General features: G+C 73.7%; 17 protein-coding genes and 1 pseudogene. 14 read left to right on the top strand and 4 right to left on the bottom strand.

The window, feature by feature from the left end:
* The first annotated feature begins 1 nt into the window (after position 1).
* The 3 genes from MHW47_RS15995 (at position 2) to MHW47_RS15985 (ending at position 4,255) form a co-directional block, all read left to right on the top strand.
* The gene (locus tag MHW47_RS15995; protein WP_239223889.1) at positions 2-2,242 is read left to right on the top strand and encodes a ComEC/Rec2 family competence protein; all 2,241 of its coding nucleotides are present in this window, start codon (positions 2-4) and stop codon (positions 2,240-2,242) included.
* A gap of 166 nt (positions 2,243-2,408) precedes the next feature.
* The gene (locus MHW47_RS15990; RefSeq protein ID WP_239223888.1) at positions 2,409-3,221 is read left to right on the top strand and encodes an arylamine N-acetyltransferase; all 813 of its coding nucleotides are present in this window, start codon (positions 2,409-2,411) and stop codon (positions 3,219-3,221) included.
* Positions 3,222-3,370: 149 nt separating this feature from the next.
* Positions 3,371-4,255 (top strand): YceI family protein, encoded by an 885-nt coding sequence (locus tag MHW47_RS15985; RefSeq protein WP_239223887.1) that lies wholly within the window; start codon positions 3,371-3,373, stop codon positions 4,253-4,255.
* A gap of 57 nt (positions 4,256-4,312) precedes the next feature.
* Here the strand turns inward: MHW47_RS15985 and MHW47_RS15980 are convergent, their stop codons facing one another.
* A complete protein-coding gene (locus MHW47_RS15980; protein WP_239223886.1) occupies positions 4,313-4,558 on the bottom strand; it encodes a hypothetical protein in 246 nt (81 codons plus the stop codon).
* Positions 4,559-4,641: 83 nt separating this feature from the next.
* Between MHW47_RS15980 and holA the strand changes: the two genes are divergently transcribed.
* On the top strand, positions 4,642-5,637 hold the full coding sequence (gene holA, locus MHW47_RS15975; protein WP_239223885.1) for a DNA polymerase III subunit delta: 996 nt from the start codon (positions 4,642-4,644) through the stop codon (positions 5,635-5,637).
* Positions 5,638-5,911: 274 nt separating this feature from the next.
* Here the strand turns inward: holA and rpsT are convergent, their stop codons facing one another.
* On the bottom strand, positions 5,912-6,178 hold the full coding sequence (rpsT, locus tag MHW47_RS15970) for a 30S ribosomal protein S20 (protein ID WP_143615718.1): 267 nt from the start codon (positions 6,176-6,178) through the stop codon (positions 5,912-5,914).
* 215 nt (positions 6,179-6,393) lie between these two features.
* On the opposite strand from rpsT, the gene lepA reads away from it, so the two are divergent.
* The 4 genes from lepA to hemW all read left to right on the top strand — a co-directional run bounded on the left by lepA (position 6,394) and on the right by hemW (position 13,850).
* Positions 6,394-8,268, top strand: coding sequence for a translation elongation factor 4 (lepA, locus tag MHW47_RS15965; protein WP_239223884.1), 1,875 nt, complete (start codon positions 6,394-6,396; stop codon positions 8,266-8,268).
* Between the two features lie 225 nt (positions 8,269-8,493).
* A complete protein-coding gene (locus tag MHW47_RS15960; RefSeq protein WP_239223883.1) occupies positions 8,494-10,383 on the top strand; it encodes a long-chain fatty acid--CoA ligase in 1,890 nt (629 codons plus the stop codon).
* A gap of 254 nt (positions 10,384-10,637) precedes the next feature.
* A complete protein-coding gene (locus MHW47_RS15955) occupies positions 10,638-12,530 on the top strand; it encodes a SpoIIE family protein phosphatase (protein WP_239223890.1) in 1,893 nt (630 codons plus the stop codon).
* 87 nt (positions 12,531-12,617) lie between these two features.
* Positions 12,618-13,850 carry a radical SAM family heme chaperone HemW gene (gene hemW / locus MHW47_RS15950; protein WP_239223881.1) on the top strand — a complete coding sequence of 411 codons (1,233 nt, stop codon included), beginning with the start codon at positions 12,618-12,620 and terminating at the stop codon, positions 13,848-13,850.
* Positions 13,851-13,917: 67 nt separating this feature from the next.
* Here hemW and MHW47_RS15945 read toward each other — a convergent pair whose 3' ends face one another.
* On the bottom strand, positions 13,918-14,736 hold the full coding sequence (locus tag MHW47_RS15945; RefSeq protein WP_239223879.1) for a DUF3097 domain-containing protein: 819 nt from the start codon (positions 14,734-14,736) through the stop codon (positions 13,918-13,920).
* A gap of 110 nt (positions 14,737-14,846) precedes the next feature.
* Entirely contained in the window at positions 14,847-15,566 is a 720-nt protein-coding gene (locus tag MHW47_RS15940) for an MBL fold metallo-hydrolase (RefSeq protein ID WP_239223877.1), read from the bottom strand.
* Positions 15,567-15,753: 187 nt separating this feature from the next.
* Between MHW47_RS15940 and hrcA the strand changes: the two genes are divergently transcribed.
* From hrcA to MHW47_RS15910, 6 genes and pseudogenes are all read left to right on the top strand, one after another.
* Positions 15,754-16,770 (top strand): heat-inducible transcriptional repressor HrcA, encoded by a 1,017-nt coding sequence (gene hrcA, locus MHW47_RS15935; protein WP_143615724.1) that lies wholly within the window; start codon positions 15,754-15,756, stop codon positions 16,768-16,770.
* Positions 16,771-17,907, top strand: coding sequence for a molecular chaperone DnaJ (gene dnaJ / locus MHW47_RS15930; RefSeq protein ID WP_239223875.1), 1,137 nt, complete (start codon positions 16,771-16,773; stop codon positions 17,905-17,907).
* A gap of 111 nt (positions 17,908-18,018) precedes the next feature.
* Positions 18,019-19,089, top strand: coding sequence for a nitronate monooxygenase (locus MHW47_RS15925; RefSeq protein ID WP_239223873.1), 1,071 nt, complete (start codon positions 18,019-18,021; stop codon positions 19,087-19,089).
* The gene (locus MHW47_RS15920; protein ID WP_239223871.1) at positions 19,086-19,832 is read left to right on the top strand and encodes a 16S rRNA (uracil(1498)-N(3))-methyltransferase; all 747 of its coding nucleotides are present in this window, start codon (positions 19,086-19,088) and stop codon (positions 19,830-19,832) included. Before MHW47_RS15925 ends, MHW47_RS15920 begins: the two co-directional genes overlap by 4 nt.
* Before the next feature lie 72 nt (positions 19,833-19,904).
* Positions 19,905-20,447 (top strand): hypothetical protein, encoded by a 543-nt coding sequence (locus MHW47_RS15915; RefSeq protein ID WP_239223869.1) that lies wholly within the window; start codon positions 19,905-19,907, stop codon positions 20,445-20,447.
* Positions 20,448-20,593: 146 nt separating this feature from the next.
* Positions 20,594-21,556: pseudogene (locus MHW47_RS15910) on the top strand (peptidase S41); the annotation flags it as partial.

The raw sequence follows: 21,556 nt of genomic DNA, 5'->3' as shown, positions 1-21,556 counted from the left end.
TTTGCTGTCCCCCGCCGGGTCCGCCGGGGTGGCGTCCGCCGCACTGCACGGCGCTCAGGTGCGCGAGGGCCCGCTGCCCGGCCTGGCCCGGCAGTTCGCGCGCGTCGAGGCCGAGATCGCCCTCACCTCCGACGCCCGGCAGACCTACCCACGGGTGCGCGGTGACCGCAGCGTGCCCGCCTCGCTGCTCGTGGACGCGGAGGTCACCCGTCTCACGCGGCGCGACGGCACGGCCGTGCGGCTGCGGACACCAGTGCTGATCATCGTCCCGCCAGGCAGCGCGTCGGCGCGGTGGCAGCGGCTGCTCCCCTCCACCCGGCTGCGGATCGAAGGACGGCTGGCGCCCCCGCTGCACCGGGGCGAACGGATCGCGGCCGTGCTGCGGCCCGACGCCGAGACCCCGCCGCAGGTGACCGGCCCGCCCAGCCTTCCGCAGCGCCTGGCGGGACGGCTGCGCGCCGGACTGCGCGAGGCCACGGAGAAACTGCCCCCCGACGCGCGGGCGCTGCTGCCCGGCCTGGTCGTCGGCGACACCGCGCGGGTCACCCCCGAACTGCACGAGGCGTTCCGGGCGACCGACCTTACACACGTTCTCGCCGTATCGGGCTCGAACCTCGGCATCCTGCTCGTCCTGCTCATCGGGCCACCCGGCAGGGCGCTGCGCACCGAGCGCGGCGGACTGGCGCCCCGGCTCGGGATCTCCCTGCGGACGACCGCCCTGCTCGGCGGCGCGCTCACGCTCGCGTTCGTCCTGGTCTGCCGGCCGGAGCCGAGCGTGCTGCGGGCCGCCGCGTGCGGGCTGATCACGCTGCTCGCCCTCGGCACCGGGCGACGCCGGACGCTGATCCCCGCCCTCTGCGCCGCCGTCCTGCTCCTCGTGCTCTACGACCCCTGGCTGGCGCGCAGTTACGGCTTCGTCCTGTCGGTGCTGGCCACCGCAGCCCTGCTGACCCTCGCCCCGCGCTGGGCCGACGCGCTGCGCCGGCGCCGGGTGCCGCCGCGTCTGGCCGAGGCGCTGGCAGCCGCCGCGGCGGCCCAGGCGGTGTGCTCGCCCGTCGTGGTGCTGCTCGCCTCGCGGGTGAGCCTCGTGGCGATCCCGTGCAACCTGCTGGCCGAGTTCGCCGTGGCACCGGCCACGGTCCTCGGGTTCGCCGCGCTGGCCCTGGCCCCCGTGGCGATGCCGGTGGCCGTTCCGCTGGCCTGGGCGGCGGGATGGCCGGCCGGATGGATCGCCTCCGTGGCCAGGACCGGGGCGGCGTTCCCCGGCGCGGAGGCCGACTGGCCCGGTGGCCCGGCCGGGGCGGCGCTGCTGGCCGCCCTCGTCCTCGTCCTGGTGCCGGCCGTCCGCTGGGCCGTCCGCCGCCCCTGGGCCTGCGTGGCCGCCGCGCTGCTCCTGGTGCTCGCCGTGCTCCGGCCCGTGCCGCTGACCCGGGTGCTGACCGGATGGCCGCCGCCCGGCTGGACGTTCGCGATGTGCGACGTCGGACAGGGCGACGCCCTGGTGCTCGCCGCGGGACGGGACTCCGGGGTGGTCGTCGACGCCGGCCCCGATCCCCGGCTCGCCGACCGGTGCCTGCGCGAACTGGGCGTCAGCCGGGTGCCGCTGCTGATCCTCACCCACTTCCACGCCGACCATGTGCGCGGCCTGCCCGGTGTGCTGCGGGGGCGGGCGGTGGGCGCGATCCAGACGACGAACCTGGACGAGCCGCCGGAGCAGGCCGCGTTCGTCCGGCGCACGGCGGCCCGGGCACGCGTCCCCGTGCTGCGGGTCGCTCCCGGTGAGCGCAGGCGGGTCGGCTCGCTCGCCTGGCAGGTGCTGTGGCCTCCGGGCGGGGCCGGGCCCGGGGCGGCGGGCTCGGTGACCGGTCCGGTGCCGCAGGACCCGAACGACGCCAGCGTGACGCTCCTCGTGCGGACCGGCCGCCTCACCCTGCTGCTGCCCGGTGATCTGGAACCGCCCGCCCAACAGGCGTTGTTGCGCAGCCATCCGCAGCTGCCGCGGGTGGATGTGCTCAAGGTCGCCCACCACGGCTCCGCCCACCAGGACGACGCCCTGCTGCGGGCGCTGCGCCCCCGGTTCGCGCTGGTGAGCGTGGGCCGCGACAACCCGTACGGCCATCCGGCGCCCCGGACGGTCCGGGCGCTCACGGGCGAGGGGGCGGTGGTGCTGCGCACCGACAGGGCCGGCGCGATCGCGGTCACCGGCGAGGGCCGCGAACTCCGGGCGGTGGGAAGGCGATGACGGCGTACGCCCGGCCCCGGCCCCCGGCCTCCCCTTGCCCCCGGACCACGGCCTCCCCTCGCCCTCGGCGCCCCTGGTCCACGGCTCCCGGCCCTCCGACCCCGTCGCCGGACCTAGGACCAGTGACGCATGGCGCGGCGGGGCGGCCGCGACGGAGACTGTGGCCATGGACCCGCTGCTGCCCCGGACCGTGGACGCCTACCTCGAACGCATCGGCGCCGACAGGCCCGTACGCCCCGACGCACCGGCGCTGCGGCAACTGCAACTGCGCCACCTCCTCGCCGTGCCGTTCGAGAACCTCTCGATCCATCTCGGCGAGGAGATCGTGCTGGACGAGGCGGCGCTCCTCGACAAGATCGTGGCCCGCCGGCGCGGCGGCTTCTGCTACGAACTCAACGGCGCCTTCGCCGTACTGCTGCGGGCGCTCGGCTTCCGCGTCACCCTGCTCCAGGCCCGTGTCCACGGCGACGGAGGCCGGCTCGGCATCCCGTACGACCACCTGGTGCTGCGGGTGGAGACGGCGGACGGGACCGGGCCGTGGCTCGCCGACGTCGGCTTCGGCGACCATGCCCGCGGCCCCCTCGCGCTCGACGACCGCGGCGACCAGAAGGACCCCGCCGGCACGTTCCGGATCGCGCCCGTCACGGCCGAGGCGGACGCCGCCTTCGGGGACCTCGACGTGCTGTGCGACGACGAGCCCCGGCTGCGCGTCGAACCGCGGCCCAGAAAGCTCGCCGACTTCCGGGCCGGCGCCTGGTACCACCGCACCTCGCCCGACTCCCACTTCACCCGCGCCCCGGTCTGCTCGCGCTGCACGGACGACGGCCGGATCACGCTCACCGGCCGCACCCTCCGCACCACGGTGGGTGGCCGGCGGCACGACACGGCGCTCGGCGACGACGCGGAGGTGCTCGCCGCCTACCGCGAGCACTTCGGGGTGCGCCTGGACCGGCTGCCCAACAATTCGGACCTTCGGTAACACCTGCGTACAAGCCCCCGCGAGCTGCTCCGTTTGCCTCGAACGCCCCCATGGTGTTCGAATGCATCCTCGTCGGCGGGCCGCTGCTCCGACAACGACGTCTGCCCTCCGGCCCGAGCAGAGAGCGTGCCCGGGAGTGTGTGGAAAGAATGTTCGGCCGTTGGTTCGGAAGCAAAGCCACGACGGGTGCCGCTCTCGGCAACGCCCTCGCCGGACTGGTGGTGCCGGACTCGGCGGGTGTCCTCAGCTGCCGGGTGCTCGACCCGGTGAACGAGCCGGTCGCGCAGGCGGAGTTCGTGCTGACGGACCGTGCCGGGCGCAAGGTCGTCGGGGGCGAGACCGACCCGTACGGCAGTGTCCTCGCCACGGTTCCGGCGGGGGAGTACCGGCTGGCCGTCACGGCGGAGGGGTTCACCCCCTTCCACGGCGCGGCCACGGTCACCGAGGGCGGCCACGCGAGCCTCGGCGACGTGACGCTCCAGATCTCCGCGCCGCCGCAGCTGCCCGAGCCCGGCGACTGGGAGATCGAGCCGATGCACTCGCAGATCGGCTTCACCGCCCGGCACATCGGGATGGCCCGCATCCACGGCCGGTTCAACACCTTCGCCGGAGCGGTGCGGATCGCCGACCGCATGGAGGACTCGGCGATGCACGTGATCATCGACGCCGCGTCCATCGACACGAACGTCCAGATGCGCGACGACCACCTGCGCTCCAGCGACTTCCTGGACGTCGGCCGCTACCCGACGCTGGAGTTCTACAGCGACCGCTTCGTCCACCGGGGCGGCTCCCGCTGGGGCGTGAGCGGCGCGCTCACCCTGCACGGCGTGAGCCGTACGGTGACCCTCGACACCCAGTACCTGGGGCTCGGCAACGGGATGGAGGGCGAGCCCAGGGCCGCCTGCCGTGCCACCACCCAGCTGCACCGCGAGGACTTCACCCTCACCTGGCAGACGATGCTGGCCCGCGGCATCGCGGTCGTCGGCCCGAGCATCACCGTCGACATGGACATCCAGATCGTCCCGAAGGGCTGACCCGCCGGGCCCGGACCCGCGCGCACCCGCGCACCCGCGCGACCGGGCACCCGTGCGTCAGGGAGCCTCCAGCCAGCCCTCGTACTCGGCGGCGAAGGCGTCGAGGGCAGCGGGGTCCAGACGGCCGTCCGGGTCCTCCACGACCACCAGCCACTGCGCGTCCTCGGCGTCGTCCTCGCCGGCCAGCGCGTCGCGCACGAGCTGCGGTTCGTCGGTGACGCCGAAGCGGTCCGCCAGCTCCTCCGCCGCCTCCTCGGCGGCATCGCGGTCGGGCAGCACCAGCACGTGTCTCTCATCGCTCACGTGCTCATTCTCGGGTACGGGGCGGGGTGCGGCGGACCCGGCCGCGGCCGGGCTGTCGGTGCCCCGTGGGATGCTGGACGGCGATGGCCACCAGAAGGAATTCCACCGACGACCCGCTCGCCCCGCTCACGCTCGCCGTGGGGCAGGAGGACCTGCTCCTCGACCGTGCCGTGCAGCAGGTCGTGGCGGCGGCCCGCGCCGCCGACGCCGACACGGACGTCCGGGACCTCACCCCCGACCAGCTCCAGCCGGGCACGCTGGCCGAGCTGACCAGCCCGTCGCTGTTCGCCGAGCGCAAGGTCGTGGTCGTGCGCAACGCGCAGGACCTCGGCGCGGACACCGTCAAGGACGTCAAGAAGTACCTGGGCGACCCGGTCGAGGAGATCATCCTCGTCCTGCTGCACGCGGGCGGGGCCAAGGGGAAGGGCCTGCTCGACGCGGCCCGCAAGGCCGGGGCCCGCGAGGTCGCCTGCCCGAAGACCACGAAGCCGGCCGAGCGGCTGTCCTTCGTACGCGGGGAGTTCCGCGCGCTGGGCCGTTCCGCGACGCCCGAGGCGTGCCAGGCGCTGGTCGACGCCATCGGCAGCGATCTGCGGGAGCTGGCCAGCGCGGTGTCCCAGCTCGTCGCGGACATCGAGGGCACGATCGACGAGGCGGTCGTCGGCCGCTATTACACGGGGCGGGCCGAGGCGTCGAGCTTCACGGTCGCCGACCGGGCGGTCGAGGGGCGGGCGGCGGAAGCCCTGGAGGCGCTGCGCTGGTCGCTGTCCACGGGCGTGGCGCCGGTCCTGATCACCAGCGCCCTGGCGCAGGGCGTACGGGCGATCGGCAAGCTGTCGTCGGCGCGCGGCGGGCGCCCCGCGGACCTGGCGCGCGAGCTGGGGATGCCGCCGTGGAAGATCGACCGCGTCCGCCAGCAGATGCGGGGCTGGACCCCGGACGGCGTCGCCGTGGCGCTGCGGGCGGTCGCGGAGGCGGACGCGGGCGTGAAGGGCGGCGGGGACGACCCCGAGTACGCGCTGGAGAAGGCGGTGGTCGCGGTGGCGGGCGCCGCACGGGCCGGACGCGGCCAGCGGTAGCCCGCCCGCACGGCCGCACGGCCGCCCCGCCCTCGTACACGGGAACTGCCGGGAATTTCGAAAACCCGCGAACCCGCCGGGAACCCGAGTACGCCGGAGGCCGCTCGCGTACGCCGAAGGCCCCGCTCACCCTGGGGAAAGGGTGGCGGGGCCTCGGGTCAAGAAGGGGTGCGCCGCACCCGCGTGGCGAACGCAGGTTCGGTGTGCGGCGCGGGGGCCGGTCAGGAGCGGGGTAGAGGGCCCGCTTGATCCGTTCCGGCAGTGCTCAGATCGCTCAGCCCTGGAGGGTGGCAGCCTTGGCGGCCAGCGCCGACTTCTTGTTGGCGGCGGCGTTCTTGTGGATGACACCCTTCGAGACAGCCTTGTCGAGCTGACGGGAGGCGGCGCGAACGGCCACGGTGGCCTTCTCGACGTCACCCGCGGCGACGGCCTCGCGGGCCTTGCGGATCGCGGTCTTGAGCGACGACTTGACGGCCTTGTTGCGCAGGCGCGCCTTCTCGTTCGTCTTGTTCCGCTTGATCTGGGACTTGATGTTCGCCACGAAAGAGCCTTTTCAGGTTCGTTGGATCTTCTAGGTGTGTCCGCACGGCCCGAGAGCCACGGGGCACAGCTGTCCACGGTAGCAGTAGCCCTCGGACCGGCCCAAACCGGTCGCCGCCCCGCAGGCGTGGGACGATGGAAGCTACGTACCGATCCGCCCCGACCCGACATCGACCCGAGACACGGCGTCCGGCGTCTCAAGAATCAGGACCCTGCGTGCCCGCGACTCCTCTCCACGTGCCCGAGCCGAGCCGTACCGACCCGGCGCTGATCCGCAACTTCTGCATCATCGCGCACATCGACCACGGCAAGTCGACCCTTGCCGACCGGATGCTCCAGCTGACCGGGGTGGTCGACCAGCGGCAGATGCGCGCTCAGTACCTCGACCGGATGGACATCGAGCGCGAGCGCGGTATCACCATCAAGTCCCAGGCCGTCCGGCTGCCCTGGGCGCCGACCACCGGTGACGGCCAGGGCAGCACCCACGTCCTCAACATGATCGACACGCCGGGACACGTCGACTTCACCTACGAGGTCTCCCGCTCGCTCGCGGCCTGCGAGGGCACGATCCTGCTGGTGGACGCGGCGCAGGGCATCGAGGCCCAGACCCTGGCCAACCTCTACCTGGCGATGGAGAACGACCTCACCATCGTCCCGGTGCTCAACAAGATCGACCTGCCGGCCGCCCAGCCCGAGAAGTTCTCGGAGGAGCTGGCCACGCTCATCGGCTGCCAGCCGGAGGACGTGCTGAAGGTCTCCGCGAAGACCGGCATGGGCGTGGACGTGCTGCTGGACCGCGTCGTCCAGGACGTGCCGGCGCCCGTCGGCGTGGCCGACGCGCCCGCCCGCGCGATGATCTTCGACTCGGTCTACGACTCGTACCGGGGCGTCGTCACCTACGTCCGTGTCGTGGACGGCTCGCTGAACAAGCGCGAGCGCATCCGCATGATGTCGACCGGCGCCACCCACGAGCTGCTGGAGATCGGTGTCTCCTCGCCGGAGATGACGCCGTCCGACGGGCTCGGCGTGGGCGAGGTCGGCTACATCATCACCGGGGTGAAGGACGTCCGGCAGTCCAAGGTCGGTGACACGATCACTTCCCAGAGCGCCGGGGCCCAGGAGCCGCTGGGCGGCTACAAGGACCCCAAGCCGATGGTGTTCTCCGGCCTCTACCCGCTGGACGGCTCGGACTACCCGGACCTGCGCGAGGCCCTGGACAAGCTGCAGCTCAACGACGCCGCCCTGGTGTACGAGCCGGAGACCTCGGCGGCGCTCGGCTTCGGCTTCCGCGTCGGCTTCCTCGGCCTGCTCCACCTCGACGTGGTCCGCGAGCGGCTGGAGCGCGAGTTCGGCCTCGACCTCATCGCCACCGCGCCCAACGTGGTCTACCGGGTCGAGATGGAGGACGGCACCGAGCACACCGTCACCAACCCGAGTGAATTCCCCGAGGGCAAGATCGACAAGGTGCACGAGCCGGTCGTCCGGGCCACGGTCCTGGCGCCCAGCGAGTTCATCGGCGCGATCATGGAGCTGTGCCAGCAGCGCCGCGGCACCCTCCTCGGCATGGACTACCTCTCCGAGGACCGCGTCGAGATCCGCTACACGCTGCCGCTCGCCGAGATCGTCTTCGACTTCTTCGACCAGCTCAAGTCCAAGACGCGCGGCTACGCCTCCCTCGACTACGAGCCCACCGGCGAGCAGTCCGCCCAGCTCGTCAAGGTGGACATCCTGCTGCACGGCGACAAGGTCGACGCGTTCTCCGCGGTCACCCACAAGGACAAGGCGTACGCCTACGGGGTGCGCCTGGTCGCCAAGCTGCAGAAGCTCATCCCCCGGCAGAACTTCGAGGTGCCGATCCAGGCGGCCATCGGCTCGCGCGTCATCGCCCGCGAGACCGTCCGCGCCATCCGCAAGGACGTCCTCGCCAAGTGCTACGGCGGTGACATCTCCCGTAAGCGGAAGCTGCTGGAGAAGCAGAAGGAGGGCAAGAAGCGGATGAAGATGGTCGGCAACGTGGAGGTGCCGCAGGACGCGTTCATCGCCGTGCTGTCGACCGACGAGTCCGCCGGCGAGAGCAAGGCCAAGAAGTAGCCTCCCGGAGCAGGACCGGCGGCCCCCGTATCGCAGCACGCTGCGGTGCGGGGGCCTCTTCGTTATCAAGCGGGGTCCGATTGCCCCTTACGCCGCGCGCGCGGGCGCTCTACCCTGATCACGACTTCTTGGTTACTCGCCAGTTAAACAAGCGGGATCGCAGCACGCAGGATCACAGCAAGCAGCAGCCGGTCGTGAAGTACCGCCGCAGGCCCGGAGGATGTCGTGAGCGACACACAGACCATGATCGATAACCGTCCGCCCTCCGTGGCGACCCTCTTCATCGACCGGGTGGCGGCCACCCCGGACGGGGAGGCGTACCGCTACCCCGTGCCGGCGGCCGGTGGCGAGGGCCCCGACGAGTGGAAGTCGCTCAGCTGGGCGCAGGCCGCCGAGCGGGTGTACTCCGTGGCCGCCGGGCTGATCTCGCTGGGCGTGCTCCCGGAGGAACGCGTCGCGCTCGCCTCGTCCACGCGCGTCGAGTGGATTCTCGCCGACCTCGGTGTGATGTGCGCCGGAGCCGCGACCACCACCGTCTACCCCTCCACCAACGCGGAGGAGTCCGCGTTCATCCTCTCCGACTCCGAGAGCCGGGTCCTGATCGCCGAGGACGCCGTGCAGCTGGCCAAGGCCCGGGAGCGCCGCGCCGAACTGCCGGCCCTGGCCCATGTCGTGGTCATCGACGCGGAGGGCGCCGGGCCGGCCGACGGCGACCCGGAGGGCTGGGTGCTCACCCTGGCCGAGCTGGAGGCCCGCGGCGCCGAGCACCTGGCGAAGAACCCGGAGGCGATCCGGGAGCGGGTGGACGCCATCACCTCCGAGCAGCTGGCGACCCTCATCTACACCTCGGGCACCACCGGTCGCCCCAAGGGCGTACGGCTGCCGCACGACAACTGGTCCTACATGGCCAAGGCCACCGTCGCCACCGGACTGATCACCGCGGACGACGTCCAGTACCTCTGGCTGCCGCTCGCCCACGTCTTCGGCAAGGTCCTCACCTCCGGGCAGATCGAGGTCGGCCACGTCACCGCCGTGGACGGCCGCGTCGACAAGATCATCGAGAACCTGCCGGTCGTCCAGCCGACCTACATGGCGGCGGTCCCGCGCATCTTCGAGAAGGTCTACAACGGGGTCGCGGCCAAGGCGCGCGCGGGCGGCGGCGCCAAGTACAAGATCTTCCAGTGGGCGGCCGGCGTCGCCCGCGAGTACGCCCGCGTCTCCCAGGACAACTTCCGGCGCACCGGCAAGGCGTCCGTGCCCTTCGCCCTCGGCGCCAAGCACAAGGTCGCCGACGCCCTGGTCTTCGCCAAGATCCGGGAGGCGTTCGGCGGCCGGCTGCGCGCCTGCGTCTCCGGGTCCGCCGCGCTCGCCACCGACATCGGACTGTTCTTCTCCGGCGCCGGCATCCACATCCTGGAGGGCTACGGTCTCACCGAGTCCAGCGCCGCCTCCTTCGTCAACCCCGGCGAGAGCTACCGCACCGGCACGGTCGGCAAACCCCTGCCCGGCACCGAGGTCCGGATCGCCGACGACGGCGAGATCCTGCTGCGCGGCCCCGGCATCATGCAGGGCTACCAGGGCCTGCCGGACAAGACCGCCGAGGTGCTGGAGGCCGACGGCTGGTTCCACACCGGCGACATCGGCGAACTCTCCGTCGACGGCTACCTGCGGATCACCGACCGCAAGAAGGACCTCATCAAGACGTCCGGCGGCAAGTACATCGCGCCCGCCGAGGTCGAGGGCCGGTTCAAGGCCGTGTGCCCGTTCGTCTCGAACATCCTGGTGCACGGCGCGGACCGCAACTTCTGCACCGCGCTGATCGCCCTGGACGAGCCCGCCATCCTCGGCTGGGCCGCCGAGAACGGCATGGCGGGCAAGTCGTACGCGGAGGTGGTGGCCGCCCCCGAGACCGTCGAGCTGATCGACGGCTACGTCAAGCGGCTCAACGACGGCCTCCAGCGCTGGCAGACCATCAAGAAGTTCCGGCTGCTCCCGCGCGACCTCGACATCGAGCACGGCGAGGTGACGCCCAGCCTCAAGCTCAAGCGGCCCGTCGTCGAGCGCGCCTACAAGGACCTGATCGAGGAGATGTACGCGGGTTCCCGCGAGGCGTGACCGCGCCCCGGCAGGCGTGAAGGGTGCCCCTCCGGGCGCCCGCCGGCGCTTCGCGCGCCCCCTTCAAGCCCCCCGCGCACACCGGGCGCGGGGGGCGGGCGCGTTCTTCTCGCAACCTCTTCACCACCCACTTCGGTAACTCGGCGCGTATGTGAAGGGCCGATCTGTCACTCTGTCCGTGTCGTCAGCGGCGCACAACGGAGAAGCAGGCAGAGCGAGAACAGGTCAGGAGCCGCCCTGTGGGGTCCATTCCCTTGCAGCGGGACATCGTGCAGCGTCCCGGAACCACCGCTGCCGCGGGCACACAGCCGGTCGCCCGGACCAGTCTGCCCGGCAACCTCCTCGCGCCCGCCGCGGCCCGGCGGTTCGTCACCGCCGCGCTCGCCGAGTGGACGGCACTCTCGCTGCCCGCCGCCGTCGGGTTCAGCGAGCGGCTGTCCGAGGACGCGGCGGTCGTCGTCAGCGAACTGGTGACCAACGCCGTCGTCCACGCGGGCACCACCGTCGAACTGCTCTTCCGCCTGGAGGAGGCCACCGAGGACGAGGCGTCCGCCCTGATCCTGGAGGTCTCCGACCACCACCCCGCCCGCACCGTCCGGGGCGACCACGGCCACAGCGCCGCCGAGGCCGCGGGCGCCCCCGCCGACTACGGGCGCGGCCTGGAGATCGTCGCCGCCCTCGCCGAGCGCTGGGGCATCACCTACCGCACGGGCGCCAAGACCGTCTGGGCCCGGCTCCCCGTCGACGACTGGAACCCGTTCCCCGCGGGACGGGGCGAGGGCGGTCTCGACCGCGGACTGCGCGCCGAACTGCTCGCCCCCACCCTCCGGCGCACCGCCCGCGACGACGGCGACTGGGCCGGGCGCGGCGCGCTCTCCTTCCTCGCCGAGGCCTCCGACCTGCTGGCGGGCCAGCTCGACGAGGACATCGTGGCCGCCCTCGCCGGACAGTTACTGGTACCCCGGCTCGCCGACTGGTGCGCGATCTGGCTGGAGCCCGAGAGCGGCGGACCCGCGGCCGTCCCCCGCCTCGCCAAGGTCTGGCACGTGGACGAGGAGCAGATCGGGCCGCTGCGCGCGCTGCTGGAGGGCGACCCGCTCCGCCTCCCCGAACGCGTGGGGACCGGCGCCGTCACCATGCCCTGGCCGGGCAGCGCCGAGGACGGCGAACCACCGGACGGGGAGGAGGGCGTCGCCTTCGCCTACCGGATCACCTCCGGCGGACGCACCCTTGGCGCCGTACTCCTGGGGCGCGAGTCCAGCCCGCGCCTCCCCGACGAGCTGACGGCCCTGATAGAGGACTTCGTGCGCCGGGTCGGCCTCGCGGTCGGCGCCGCCCGCGCCTACACCCGGCAGGCCACCATCAGCCGCATCCTCCAGCGCGGACTGCTGCCCAGCAAGGTCGCCGACATACCGGGGGTCGCCAGCTCCCTGGTCTACGAACCGAGCGACGACGGCGTCGTCGGAGGTGACTTCTACGACATCTTCCCGTGCCCCGGCGACCGCTGGTGCTTCGTGCTCGGCGACGTCCAGGGCAGCGGCCCCGAGGCCGCCGTCGTCACCGGCCTCGCCCGCCCCTGGCTCCGGCTGCTGGCCCGCGAGGGCTTCCAGGCTGGCGAGGTCCTCGTCCGCCTCAACCGGCTGCTCCTGGACGACGCCATGGAGGCCGCCGAGGCCGCCGCGCTCATGGTCGCCGCCGCCGGAGGCCAGCACTCCGAGGACAACGGCGGCCAGTCCCGCTTCCTGTCCCTGCTGTACGGGGAGCTGGTGCCGCTGCCCGGCGGCGGTGCCCGCTGCACCCTGGCCAGCGCCGGACACCCGCTGCCGCTGCTGCTGCGCCCGGACGGCACCGTGCGCCCCGCCGCCGAACCGCAGCTGCTGCTCGGCCTCATGGACGACGCCGTGTACGAGACCCAGAGCTTCGACCTGGAGCCCGGCGACAGCCTGCTGTGCGTCACCGACGGGGTCACGGAGCGCCGCTCGGGCGAGCTGATGTTCGACGACGGCGACGGCCTGGCGCGAGCGCTGTCCGGCTGCGCGGGGCTGAGCGCCGAGGGGATCGCGGAGTGCATCAAGCGCGCCGTGCACGACTTCGCCGAGCGCCCGCCGGACGACGACCTGGCCCTGCTGGTCCTCCAGGCCGAGTGACGGCGGCCGGGGCGGCCGGGGCGCGCGGCGGCGGCCGGACCGCGGGCGTGGCGCACGGTTGCCGGGCGGCGCGCGACAATGGGCGGTATGCCTTCCGTACTGCCCGATGGTGAACCCGTGCCCGACGACGGGGCGCTGCCCCGCCACGCCCTGGAAGGCGCAGCCGGCCGCCCGCTCGGCTTCTACCTGCACGTGCCGTACTGCGCGAGCCGCTGCGGCTACTGCGACTTCAACACCTACACCGCCACCGAGCTGCGCGGCTCCGGCGGCGCGCTGGCCTCCCGCGACAACTACGCCGCCCACCTCGTCGGCGAGGTCCGCCAGGCCCGCAAGGTCCTCGGCGACGACCCCCGCCCCGTCCGCACGGTCTTCGTCGGCGGCGGCACACCGACCCTGCTGGCCGCCGCCGACCTGGTCCGGATGCTGGCGGCGGTGCGCGAGGAGTTCGGGCTCGCGGAGGACGCCGAGATCACCACCGAGGCCAACCCGGAGTCGGTCGGCCCCGCCTACCTGGCCGAACTGCGCGAGGGCGGCTTCAACCGCGTCTCCTTCGGCATGCAGAGCGCCCGCCGGCACGTCCTGCAGATCCTCGACCGCACCCACACCCCCGGCCGGCCCGAGGCGTGCGTCGCCGAGGCGAGGGCCGCCGGATTCGAGCACATCAACCTCGACCTGATCTACGGCACCCCCGGCGAGTCCGACGACGACTGGCGCGCCTCCCTGGACGCGGCGATCGGCGCGGAGCCCGACCACATCTCCGCGTACGCCCTGATCGTCGAGGAGGGCACCGGCCTCGCCCGCCGGATCAAGCGCGGCGAGGTCCCGATGACCGACGACGACGTGCACGCCGACCGCTACCTCATCGCGGACGAGGCGATGACCGCCGCCGGCTACTCCTGGTACGAGGTGTCCAACTGGGCCCGCACCCCCGAGGGCCGCTGCCTGCACAACGAGCTGTACTGGCGCGGGGCCGACTGGTGGGGCGCCGGACCCGGAGCGCACAGCCACGTCGGCGGGGTGCGCTGGTGGAACGTGAAGCATCCGGGGGCGTACGCACAGGCGCTCGCCGAGGGCCGGTCGCCGGGCGCCGGGCGCGAGATCCTGTCCGGCGAGGACCGCCGCGTCGAGCGCATCCTGCTGGAGCTGCGGCTCGTCGAGGGCTGCCCGCTCTCGCTGCTCGCCCCCGCCGGACTCGCGGCCGCCCGCCGCGCCGTGGCGGACGGCCTGCTGGAACCGGCGCCGTTCGACGAAGGCCGGGCGGTCCTCACCCTGCGCGGCCGGCTGCTGGCCGACGCCGTGGTCCGCGACCTGGTCGACTAGGGCCTGCCACCAGAGGGCTGCCCACCGGGCCGTCCACCGGGCTGCCCACCGGGCCGTCCACCGGGCGTCACTCCGGAGCGGTGACGAAGTCGATCAGCTGCTCGACCCGGCCCAGGAGTTCGGGCTGGAGGTCGCGGTAGGTGCGCACCGAGGCGAGGATGCGCTGCCAGGCCGCCCCGGTGTTCTCCGGCCAGCCCAGCGCCCGGCACACGCCCGTCTTCCAGTCCTGCCCGCGCGGCACCACCGGCCAGGCCGGGATGCCCACCGACGCCGGCTTCACGGCCTCCCACACGTCGATGTAGGGGTGGCCGACGACCAGTACGTCGTCGCCGGAGACCCGCCCCGCGATCCGGGACTCCTTGGAACCGGGCACCAGATGGTCGACCAGCACCCCCAGCCGGGCGTCCGGCGCGGGTGCGAACTCCCGCACGATCGCCGGCAGGTCGTCGATGCCCTCCAGGTACTCGACGACCACGCCCTCGATGCGCAGGTCGTCGCCCCAGACCCGCTCGACCAGCTCCGCGTCGTGCCGCCCCTCCACGTAGATCCGGCCCGCCCGCGCCACCCGCGCCCGCGCGCCGGGCACCGCGACCGAACCGGAGGCCGTGCGCGCGGGCCGCACCGGGCCGCCCGCCGAGGGGCGCACCAGGGTGACGACCCGGCCCTCCAGCAGGAAGCCGCGCGGCGCCATCGGGAAGACCCGGTGCTTGCCGAACCGGTCCTCCAGGGTCACGGTGGGCCCCTCGGCGGTCTTCTCGCACCGGATCACCGCACCGCAGAAGCCGGTGACGGCCTCCTCCACGACCAGATCGGGCTCGGCGGGCACCTCCGGGGCGGGGGCGGACTTCTTCCACGGCGGGGTCAGATCGGGCTGGTAGCTGCGCATCGCACGACGATAAGCGGGGAAGGCCCACGACACGCCGAGCCGGACCGCCACCCGCCCACGCCCGCGCCGCCCACGCCCGCGCCGGAAGCCCCACGCCCGTGCCGGAAGCCCTACGCCCCCTCGAACCGTGCCGCCAGCGCCTCCCGCTGGGCCCGGACGAACGCCGCGTCCACCACCGCCCCGTGCCCCGGGACGTACAGCGCGTCCTCGCCGCCCAGCTCCAGCAGCCGGTCCAGCGCCGCCGGCCAGCGCGCGGGACGGGCGTCCGGGCCGGCCTGGGGTGCGCCGGACTCCTCGACCAGGTCCCCGCAGAACACCAGCGCCGGGGAGCCCGGCACCAGCACCGCCAGGTCGTGGCCGCTGTGTGCGGCGCCCAGCTCCACCAGCAGCACCTCACGGCCGCCCAGGTCCAGCGTCCGCTCCCCGCGCACCTCCTCGTGCGGGGCGACCAGCAGGCCGGCGGAGACCGCCGCGTCCGCCTCGGGCAGCCCGTGCGCCACCGCGTCCGCGTACAGCGCGTCCGCCTCCCGGCGCAGCAGGTCCGCCGTGCCCGCGGCCCCGTACACCCGCGCCCCGGCGAACGCGGCCGTGCCCAGCACGTGGTCGAAGTGGGGGTGGCTGAGTGCGATGTGCGTCACCCTCCGGCCGAGGAGCGCCTGCGCCTGGACGCGCAGTTCCACACCCTCGCGCAGGGACGAGCCGGTGTCGCAGAGCAGTACCCCGTCCGTGCCCGCCACCAGCAGGGCCGTCGCGTCCCAGACGGGGAGGCGCCGGCGGCCGGTCGCGCGGCCCAGCCGCTCCCATCCGAAGTCTTCCCAAGAGGCGTCCATGCGGCGACGCTATCGGCAGGCACCTGCGCGATCTCGCGGTGGCGTGGCCGGTCGCCCTTGCTAGGGGCCCACCCCGGCGCCGTACACTGGCCGGGGATCGCTGGCACTCGTACGCACAGAGTGCCAGGAAGGGTCTTGGGGAACGGCCCGGGAACCACTGAGGCAGACAGCTGGAGGTGTACGCGCGATGCTCAGCGAACGCAGACTCGAAGTGCTGCGCGCCATCGTCCAGGACTACGTCGGGACCGAGGAGCCGGTCGGCTCCAAGGCGCTCACGGAGCGGCACAAGCTGGGCGTCTCCCCGGCCACCGTCCGCAACGACATGGCGGTGCTGGAGGAGGAGGGCTTCATCGCCCAGCCCCACACCAGCGCGGGGCGCATCCCGACGGACAAGGGCTACCGGCTCTTCGTCGACAAGCTCGCGGGCGTCAAGCCCCTCTCGTCGCCGGAGCGCCGTGCCATCCAGAACTTCCTCGACGGTGCGGTGGACCTCGACGACGTCGTGGGCCGGACCGTGCGGCTGCTCGCGCAGCTGACGCGGCAGGTCGCCGTCGTGCAGTACCCCTCGCTGACCCGCTCGACGGTGCGGCACGTGGAACTGCTCTCGCTGGCCCCGGCGCGGCTGATGCTCGTGCTGATCACGGACACTGGCCGGGTCGAGCAGCGGATGGTGGACTGCCCGGCGCCGTTCGGCGAGACCTCGCTGGCGGACCTGCGGGCCCGGCTCAACAGCCGGGTGGTGGGGCGCCGGTTCGCGGACGTCCCGCAGCTGGTGCAGGACCTCCCGGAATCCTTCGAGAGCGAGGACCGGGGAACCGTGTCCACCGTTCTCTCGATCCTGCTCGAAACCCTCGTCGAGGAGACGGAGGAGCGGCTGATGATCGGCGGCACCTCCAACCTCACCCGTTTCGGACACGACTTCCCGGTGATGATCCGGCCGGTGCTGGAGGCACTGGAGGAGCAGGTCGTGCTGCTGAAGCTGCTCGGCGAGGCCAAGGACTCGGGCATGACCGTACGCATCGGGCACGAGAACGCCCACGAAGGGCTCAACTCCACGTCCGTCGTCGCGGTCGGCTACGGTTCGGGCGACGAGGCAGTCGCCAAACTCGGCGTGGTCGGACCGACCCGCATGGACTACCCCGGAACGATGGGAGCGGTACGCGCAGTGGCACGTTACGTCGGACAGATCCTGGCGGAGTCGTAAGTGGCCACGGACTACTACGCCGTACTCGGCGTGCGCCGCGACGCCTCCCAGGACGAGATCAAGAAGGCATTCCGGAGGCTCGCCCGCGAGCTGCACCCGGACGTCAACCCCGATCCGAAGACCCAGGAGCGGTTCAAGGAGATCAACGCCGCCTACGAGGTGCTGTCGGACGCCCAGAAGAAGCAGGTCTACGACCTCGGCGGCGACCCGCTCTCGCAGGCCGGCGGCGGGGGCGCGGGCGGCTTCGGCCAGGGCGGCTTCGGCAACTTCTCCGACATCATGGACGCGTTCTTCGGCACCGCCTCGCAGCGCGGCCCCCGTTCGCGCACCCGGCGCGGCCAGGACGCCATGATCCGGCTGGAGATCGACCTCTCCGAGGCGACCTTCGGCACCACCAAGGACATCCAGGTCGATACGGCCGTCGTCTGCACCACGTGCAGCGGCGAGGGCGCGGCCCCCGGCACCTCCGCGCAGACCTGCGACATGTGCCGCGGCCGCGGTGAGGTCTCCCAGGTCACCCGGTCGTTCCTCGGCCAGGTCATGACCTCGCGCCCCTGCCCGCAGTGCCAGGGCTTCGGTACGGTCGTGCCGACGCCCTGCCCGGAGTGCGCCGGTGACGGCCGCATCCGCTCGCGGCGCACGCTCACCGTGAAGATCCCCGCCGGTGTCGACAACGGCACCCGCATCCAGCTCGCGGGCGAGGGCGAGGTCGGCCCCGGCGGCGGCCCCGCCGGCGACCTCTACGTGGAGATCCACGAGCTGCCGCACGCGGTGTTCCAGCGCCGCGGCGACGACCTGCACTGCACGGTCACCATCCCCATGACGGCGGCGGCCCTCGGCACCAAGGTGCCGCTGGAGACGCTGGACGGCCTGGAGGAGGTGGACATCCGGCCCGGCACCCAGTCCGGCCAGTCCGTCCCGCTGCACGGGCGCGGCGTGACGCACCTGCGCGGCGGCGGTCGCGGCGACCTCATCGTGCACGTCGAGGTCACCACCCCGGTCAAGCTGGACCCCGAGCAGGAGCGCCTGCTGCGCGAACTGGCCAAGCTGCGCGGCGAGGAGCGGCCCACCGGCCAGTTCCAGCCCGGCCAGCAGGGCCTGTTCTCCCGCCTGAAGGACGCCTTCAACGGCCGCTGACGGCACGCGTCCACGCGGTACGGGCCCCGAGCCGGGCCCGTACCGCGTCCGCCACCGCGCCCCCGTGGGGCGGACGGCACGGGACATGGGCGGACATGACACGATGCGGTCATGTCCTCCGCGCTGACCGACCTGTGCCGGTACCCGATCGTGCAGGCCCCCATGGCCGGCGGCCCGTCCGGCCCGCAGCTCGCCGCCGCCGTCTCCGAGGCCGGCGGACTCGGCTTCCTGGCCGGCGGGTACAAGACGGCGGACGCCGTACGCGACGAGGTCGCCCGGACGCGGGAACTGACCGGGCAGCCCTTCGGCGTCAACCTCTTCATGCCGCAGCACCACCCCGTCGACCCCGCCGTCCTGGACGGGTACGCCCGGCAGCTCGCGGGCGAGACCGCCTGCTACGAGACCGCCCTCGGCGACCCGGACGTCTCCGGCGACGACGGGTACGAGGACAAGCTCGCCGTCCTCCTCGACACCCCGGTCCCGGTCGTCTCCTTCACCTTCGGCTGCCCCTCGCGCGACACCCTCGACGCGTTCGCCGCCGCCGGCACGTACACGGTCGTCACGGTCACCTCGCCCGAGGAGGCCCAGGCCGCCGAGTGGGCCGGGGCCGACGCCGTCTGCGCCCAGGGCACCGAGGCGGGCGGCCACCGCTCCACCTTCCACGACGACCCGGCCGACGACGGCGGCACCGGGCTGCTGAGCCTGGTCGCCCAGGTCCGCGAGACCGTGCAGATACCGGTCGTCGCCGCGGGCGGCATCATGCGCGGCTCCCAGATCGCCGCGGTGCTCGCCGCGGGCGCCGGCGCCGCCCAGCTCGGCACCGCCTTCCTGGCCTGCCCCGAGTCCGGCGCCCACCCCCTGCACAAGCAGGCCCTGACCAATCCGCTGTTCGTCCGCACCACCCTCACCAGGGCGTTCTCCGGGCGCCCGGCGCGCGGCCTGATCAACCGCTTCGTGCGCGAACACGGCCCGCACGCCCCCGCCGCCTACCCCCAGCTCCACCACATGACCTCCGTGCTGCGCCGGGCGGCGGCGCGCGCCGGGGACGCCGAGGGCATGGCCCTGTGGGCCGGACAGGGCCACCGGATGGCCCGCGAGCTGCCCGCCGGCCGGCTGGTCCGGCTGCTCGCCGACGAACTGGACGCCGCACGCACGGCCGTGAGCACGAGGAGTACCCAGTGACGGCACCCGTCTTCGTCGCCGAAGAACTGCCCGACGCCCCCGAGTTCGTCCTCGACGGCCCCGAAGGACGCCACGCCGTCTCGGTGAAGCGGCTGCGCCCCGGCGAGGAGGTCGTCCTGACGGACGGCAGGGGCCGCTGGGTGCGGGGCGTCGTCCGCGCCGCCGAGGGCAAGGACCGACTGGTCGTCGGCGCCCTGGACCCGGTCCGCGAGGAACCGGCCCCGGCCGTGCGCGTCACCGTCGTCCAGGCCCTGCCCAAGGGCGACCGGGGCGAGGTCGCCGTGGAGACGATGACCGAGACCGGCGTGGACGCGATCGTGCCCTGGCAGGCGGGGCGCTGCATCACCCAGTGGAAGGGCGACCGCGGCCTCAAGTCCCTGGCGAAGTGGCGCGCCACCGCCCGCGAGGCCGGCAAGCAGTCCCGCCGGGTGCTGTTCCCGCAGGTGGCGGAGGCGGCCACCACCAAGCAGGTCGCGGCGCTGCTGGCCGGAGCCGACTTCGCGGCCGTGCTGCACGAGGACCGGGACCACGACAGCGAACCGCTGGCCACCGTCGCGCTGCCCGAAGCGGGCGAGATCGTGCTGGTGGTCGGCCCCGAGGGCGGGGTCTCCCCGGAGGAACTGGCCGTGTTCACCGGGGCCGGGGCCCGCGTCTGCCGGCTCGGCCCCACCGTCCTGCGCACCTCCACGGCCGGCACCGCCGCGACCGCCCTGCTGCTCGGGCGCACGGGCCGCTGGTCGTAACCGGCCCCCGAAGGGGTGGTTGTGCCCGGAAGCGGTCTACCGCACCGTCCGCCGGGGTGGGAAGCTCCCCGTATGGGGACATCAAGGGCATGGGGCCGTCCGGCGGCCCGACGCTTTCCGGCCGTACTCTGCCTCGCCGCCGCGGCCGTCACCGGACTCGCCGCCTGTGAACCGGGCGACGGCATCGGCGCGTTGAACACCGCGTCGGTGGCCCTGACCACCGACCGCACCGCCACCCGCGCACTGGAGCACGAAGGCGTCCGGGTGCGCTGGCTGACCTGCACGGCCGCGCTCGACGGGAACGGCACCGAAGCGGCCGGCACCCGCTCCGGATCACCCGCCGCCGTCCGCCGCACCGCGCACGTCGACTGCGACGGCCGGACGCGCGAAGGCCGGACCATCACGCTCGCCGGCCAGGTCACACAGGCGGTCGAAGGGCGGTGCGTACGCGGCGACATGACCGCGAAGGCCGCCGGACGCACCGTCTTCCGCGCCACCCTCCTCGGCAACTGCGCGGCGCCCGCGACCAGTCGGCCGCCCGCCGGAGCACCGGGCCAGGGCGCCCGCCCGACCGTGACCGTGACGGTGACGGTCACCGCCCAGCCCGGCAAGTAGCCGTGCGCCCCACGGCGTTCGGCGGCACGGGCGCGCGGATATCCCGGGGGCATACCCGCGCGGGCGGCGGCGGACGTCCCGGTGGCGCACGACGGACTCCGGCCAACCCCGTGCCACCAGGCACGCCCGCGGCCTAGGGTGACCGTGTGACACAGCCTTCCTACCTCCGGTACCCCCATGTCCAGGGTGATCAGATCGCCTTCACCGCCGAGGACGACGTCTGGCTCGCGCCGCTCGACGGCGGCCGGGCATGGCGGGTCAGCGCAGACAACCGTCCCGTCACCCAGCCGCGCATATCTCCCGACGGCACCCTCGTCGCCTGGACCTCCACCCGCGACGGGGCACCCGAGGTGCACCTCGCCCCCGCGGACGGCGGCCCCTCCCGGCGGCTCACCCACTGGGGCGACGCCCGCACCACCGTGCGCGGCTGGACCCCCGAGGGGGACGTACTGGTCACCAGCACCCAGGGGCAAGTCTCGCTGCGCCGCACCTGGGCACGGGCCGTCCCGGTCGACGGCGGCCCCGCCCGGACCCTCCCGTACGGGCCCGTGGGCTCCCTCGCGTACGGGCCCGGCGGGCGCGTCCTGCTGTTGTCGGCCACCATGGGCCGCGAGGCCGCCACCTGGAAGCGCTACCGGGGCGGCACGGCCGGCAAGCTCTGGATCGCCACCGGGGACGACCCGCTGGACTTCGTCCGCGTCCACGCCGGCCTCGACGGCAACATCGAGTGCCCGATGTGGGTGGGGGAGCGCATCGCGTTCCTCTCCGACCACGAGGGCGTCGGCGCCCTCTACTCCTCCCTGCCGGACGGCACCGGGCTGCGCCGGCACACCCCCGTCGACGGCTTCTACGCCCGGCACGCCACCACGGACGGCACCCGGGTCGCCTACGCGAGCGCCGGCGAACTGTGGCTGCTGGACGGCCTGGAGAGCGAGCCCCGCCGGGTCGAGGTCCGGCTCGGCGGCCAGCGCGCCGACCTCCAGCCCTACCCGCTGCACGCCGACGCCCACCTGACGAGCGCCTCGCCCGACCGCACCGGCCGGGGCAGCGCCGTCTGCACGCGGGGCGCGGTCCACTGGGTCACCCACCGCGAGGGGCCCGCCCGCGCG

It is taken from the genome of Streptomyces sp. OfavH-34-F (assembly GCF_022347745.1).
GTDB lineage: Bacteria > Actinomycetota > Actinomycetes > Streptomycetales > Streptomycetaceae > Streptomyces.
Note: the sequence above shows the minus strand (reverse complement) of the source record. Positions and strands in the feature narration are given on the sequence as shown.

Coding starts and splice junctions, on each gene's coding strand:
- MHW47_RS15990 (WP_239223888.1), top strand. CDS start 2,409: ATGGACCCGCTGCTGCCCCGGACCGTGGACGCCTACCTCGAACGCATC.
- hrcA (WP_143615724.1), top strand. CDS start 15,754: ATGCTCAGCGAACGCAGACTCGAAGTGCTGCGCGCCATCGTCCAGGAC.
- MHW47_RS15915 (WP_239223869.1), top strand. CDS start 19,905: ATGGGGACATCAAGGGCATGGGGCCGTCCGGCGGCCCGACGCTTTCCG.
- MHW47_RS15925 (WP_239223873.1), top strand. CDS start 18,019: ATGTCCTCCGCGCTGACCGACCTGTGCCGGTACCCGATCGTGCAGGCC.
- holA (WP_239223885.1), top strand. CDS start 4,642: ATGGCCACCAGAAGGAATTCCACCGACGACCCGCTCGCCCCGCTCACG.
- MHW47_RS15985 (WP_239223887.1), top strand. CDS start 3,371: ATGTTCGGCCGTTGGTTCGGAAGCAAAGCCACGACGGGTGCCGCTCTC.
- MHW47_RS15945 (WP_239223879.1), bottom strand. CDS start 14,736: ATGCGCAGCTACCAGCCCGATCTGACCCCGCCGTGGAAGAAGTCCGCC.
- hemW (WP_239223881.1), top strand. CDS start 12,618: ATGCCTTCCGTACTGCCCGATGGTGAACCCGTGCCCGACGACGGGGCG.
- MHW47_RS15940 (WP_239223877.1), bottom strand. CDS start 15,566: ATGGACGCCTCTTGGGAAGACTTCGGATGGGAGCGGCTGGGCCGCGCG.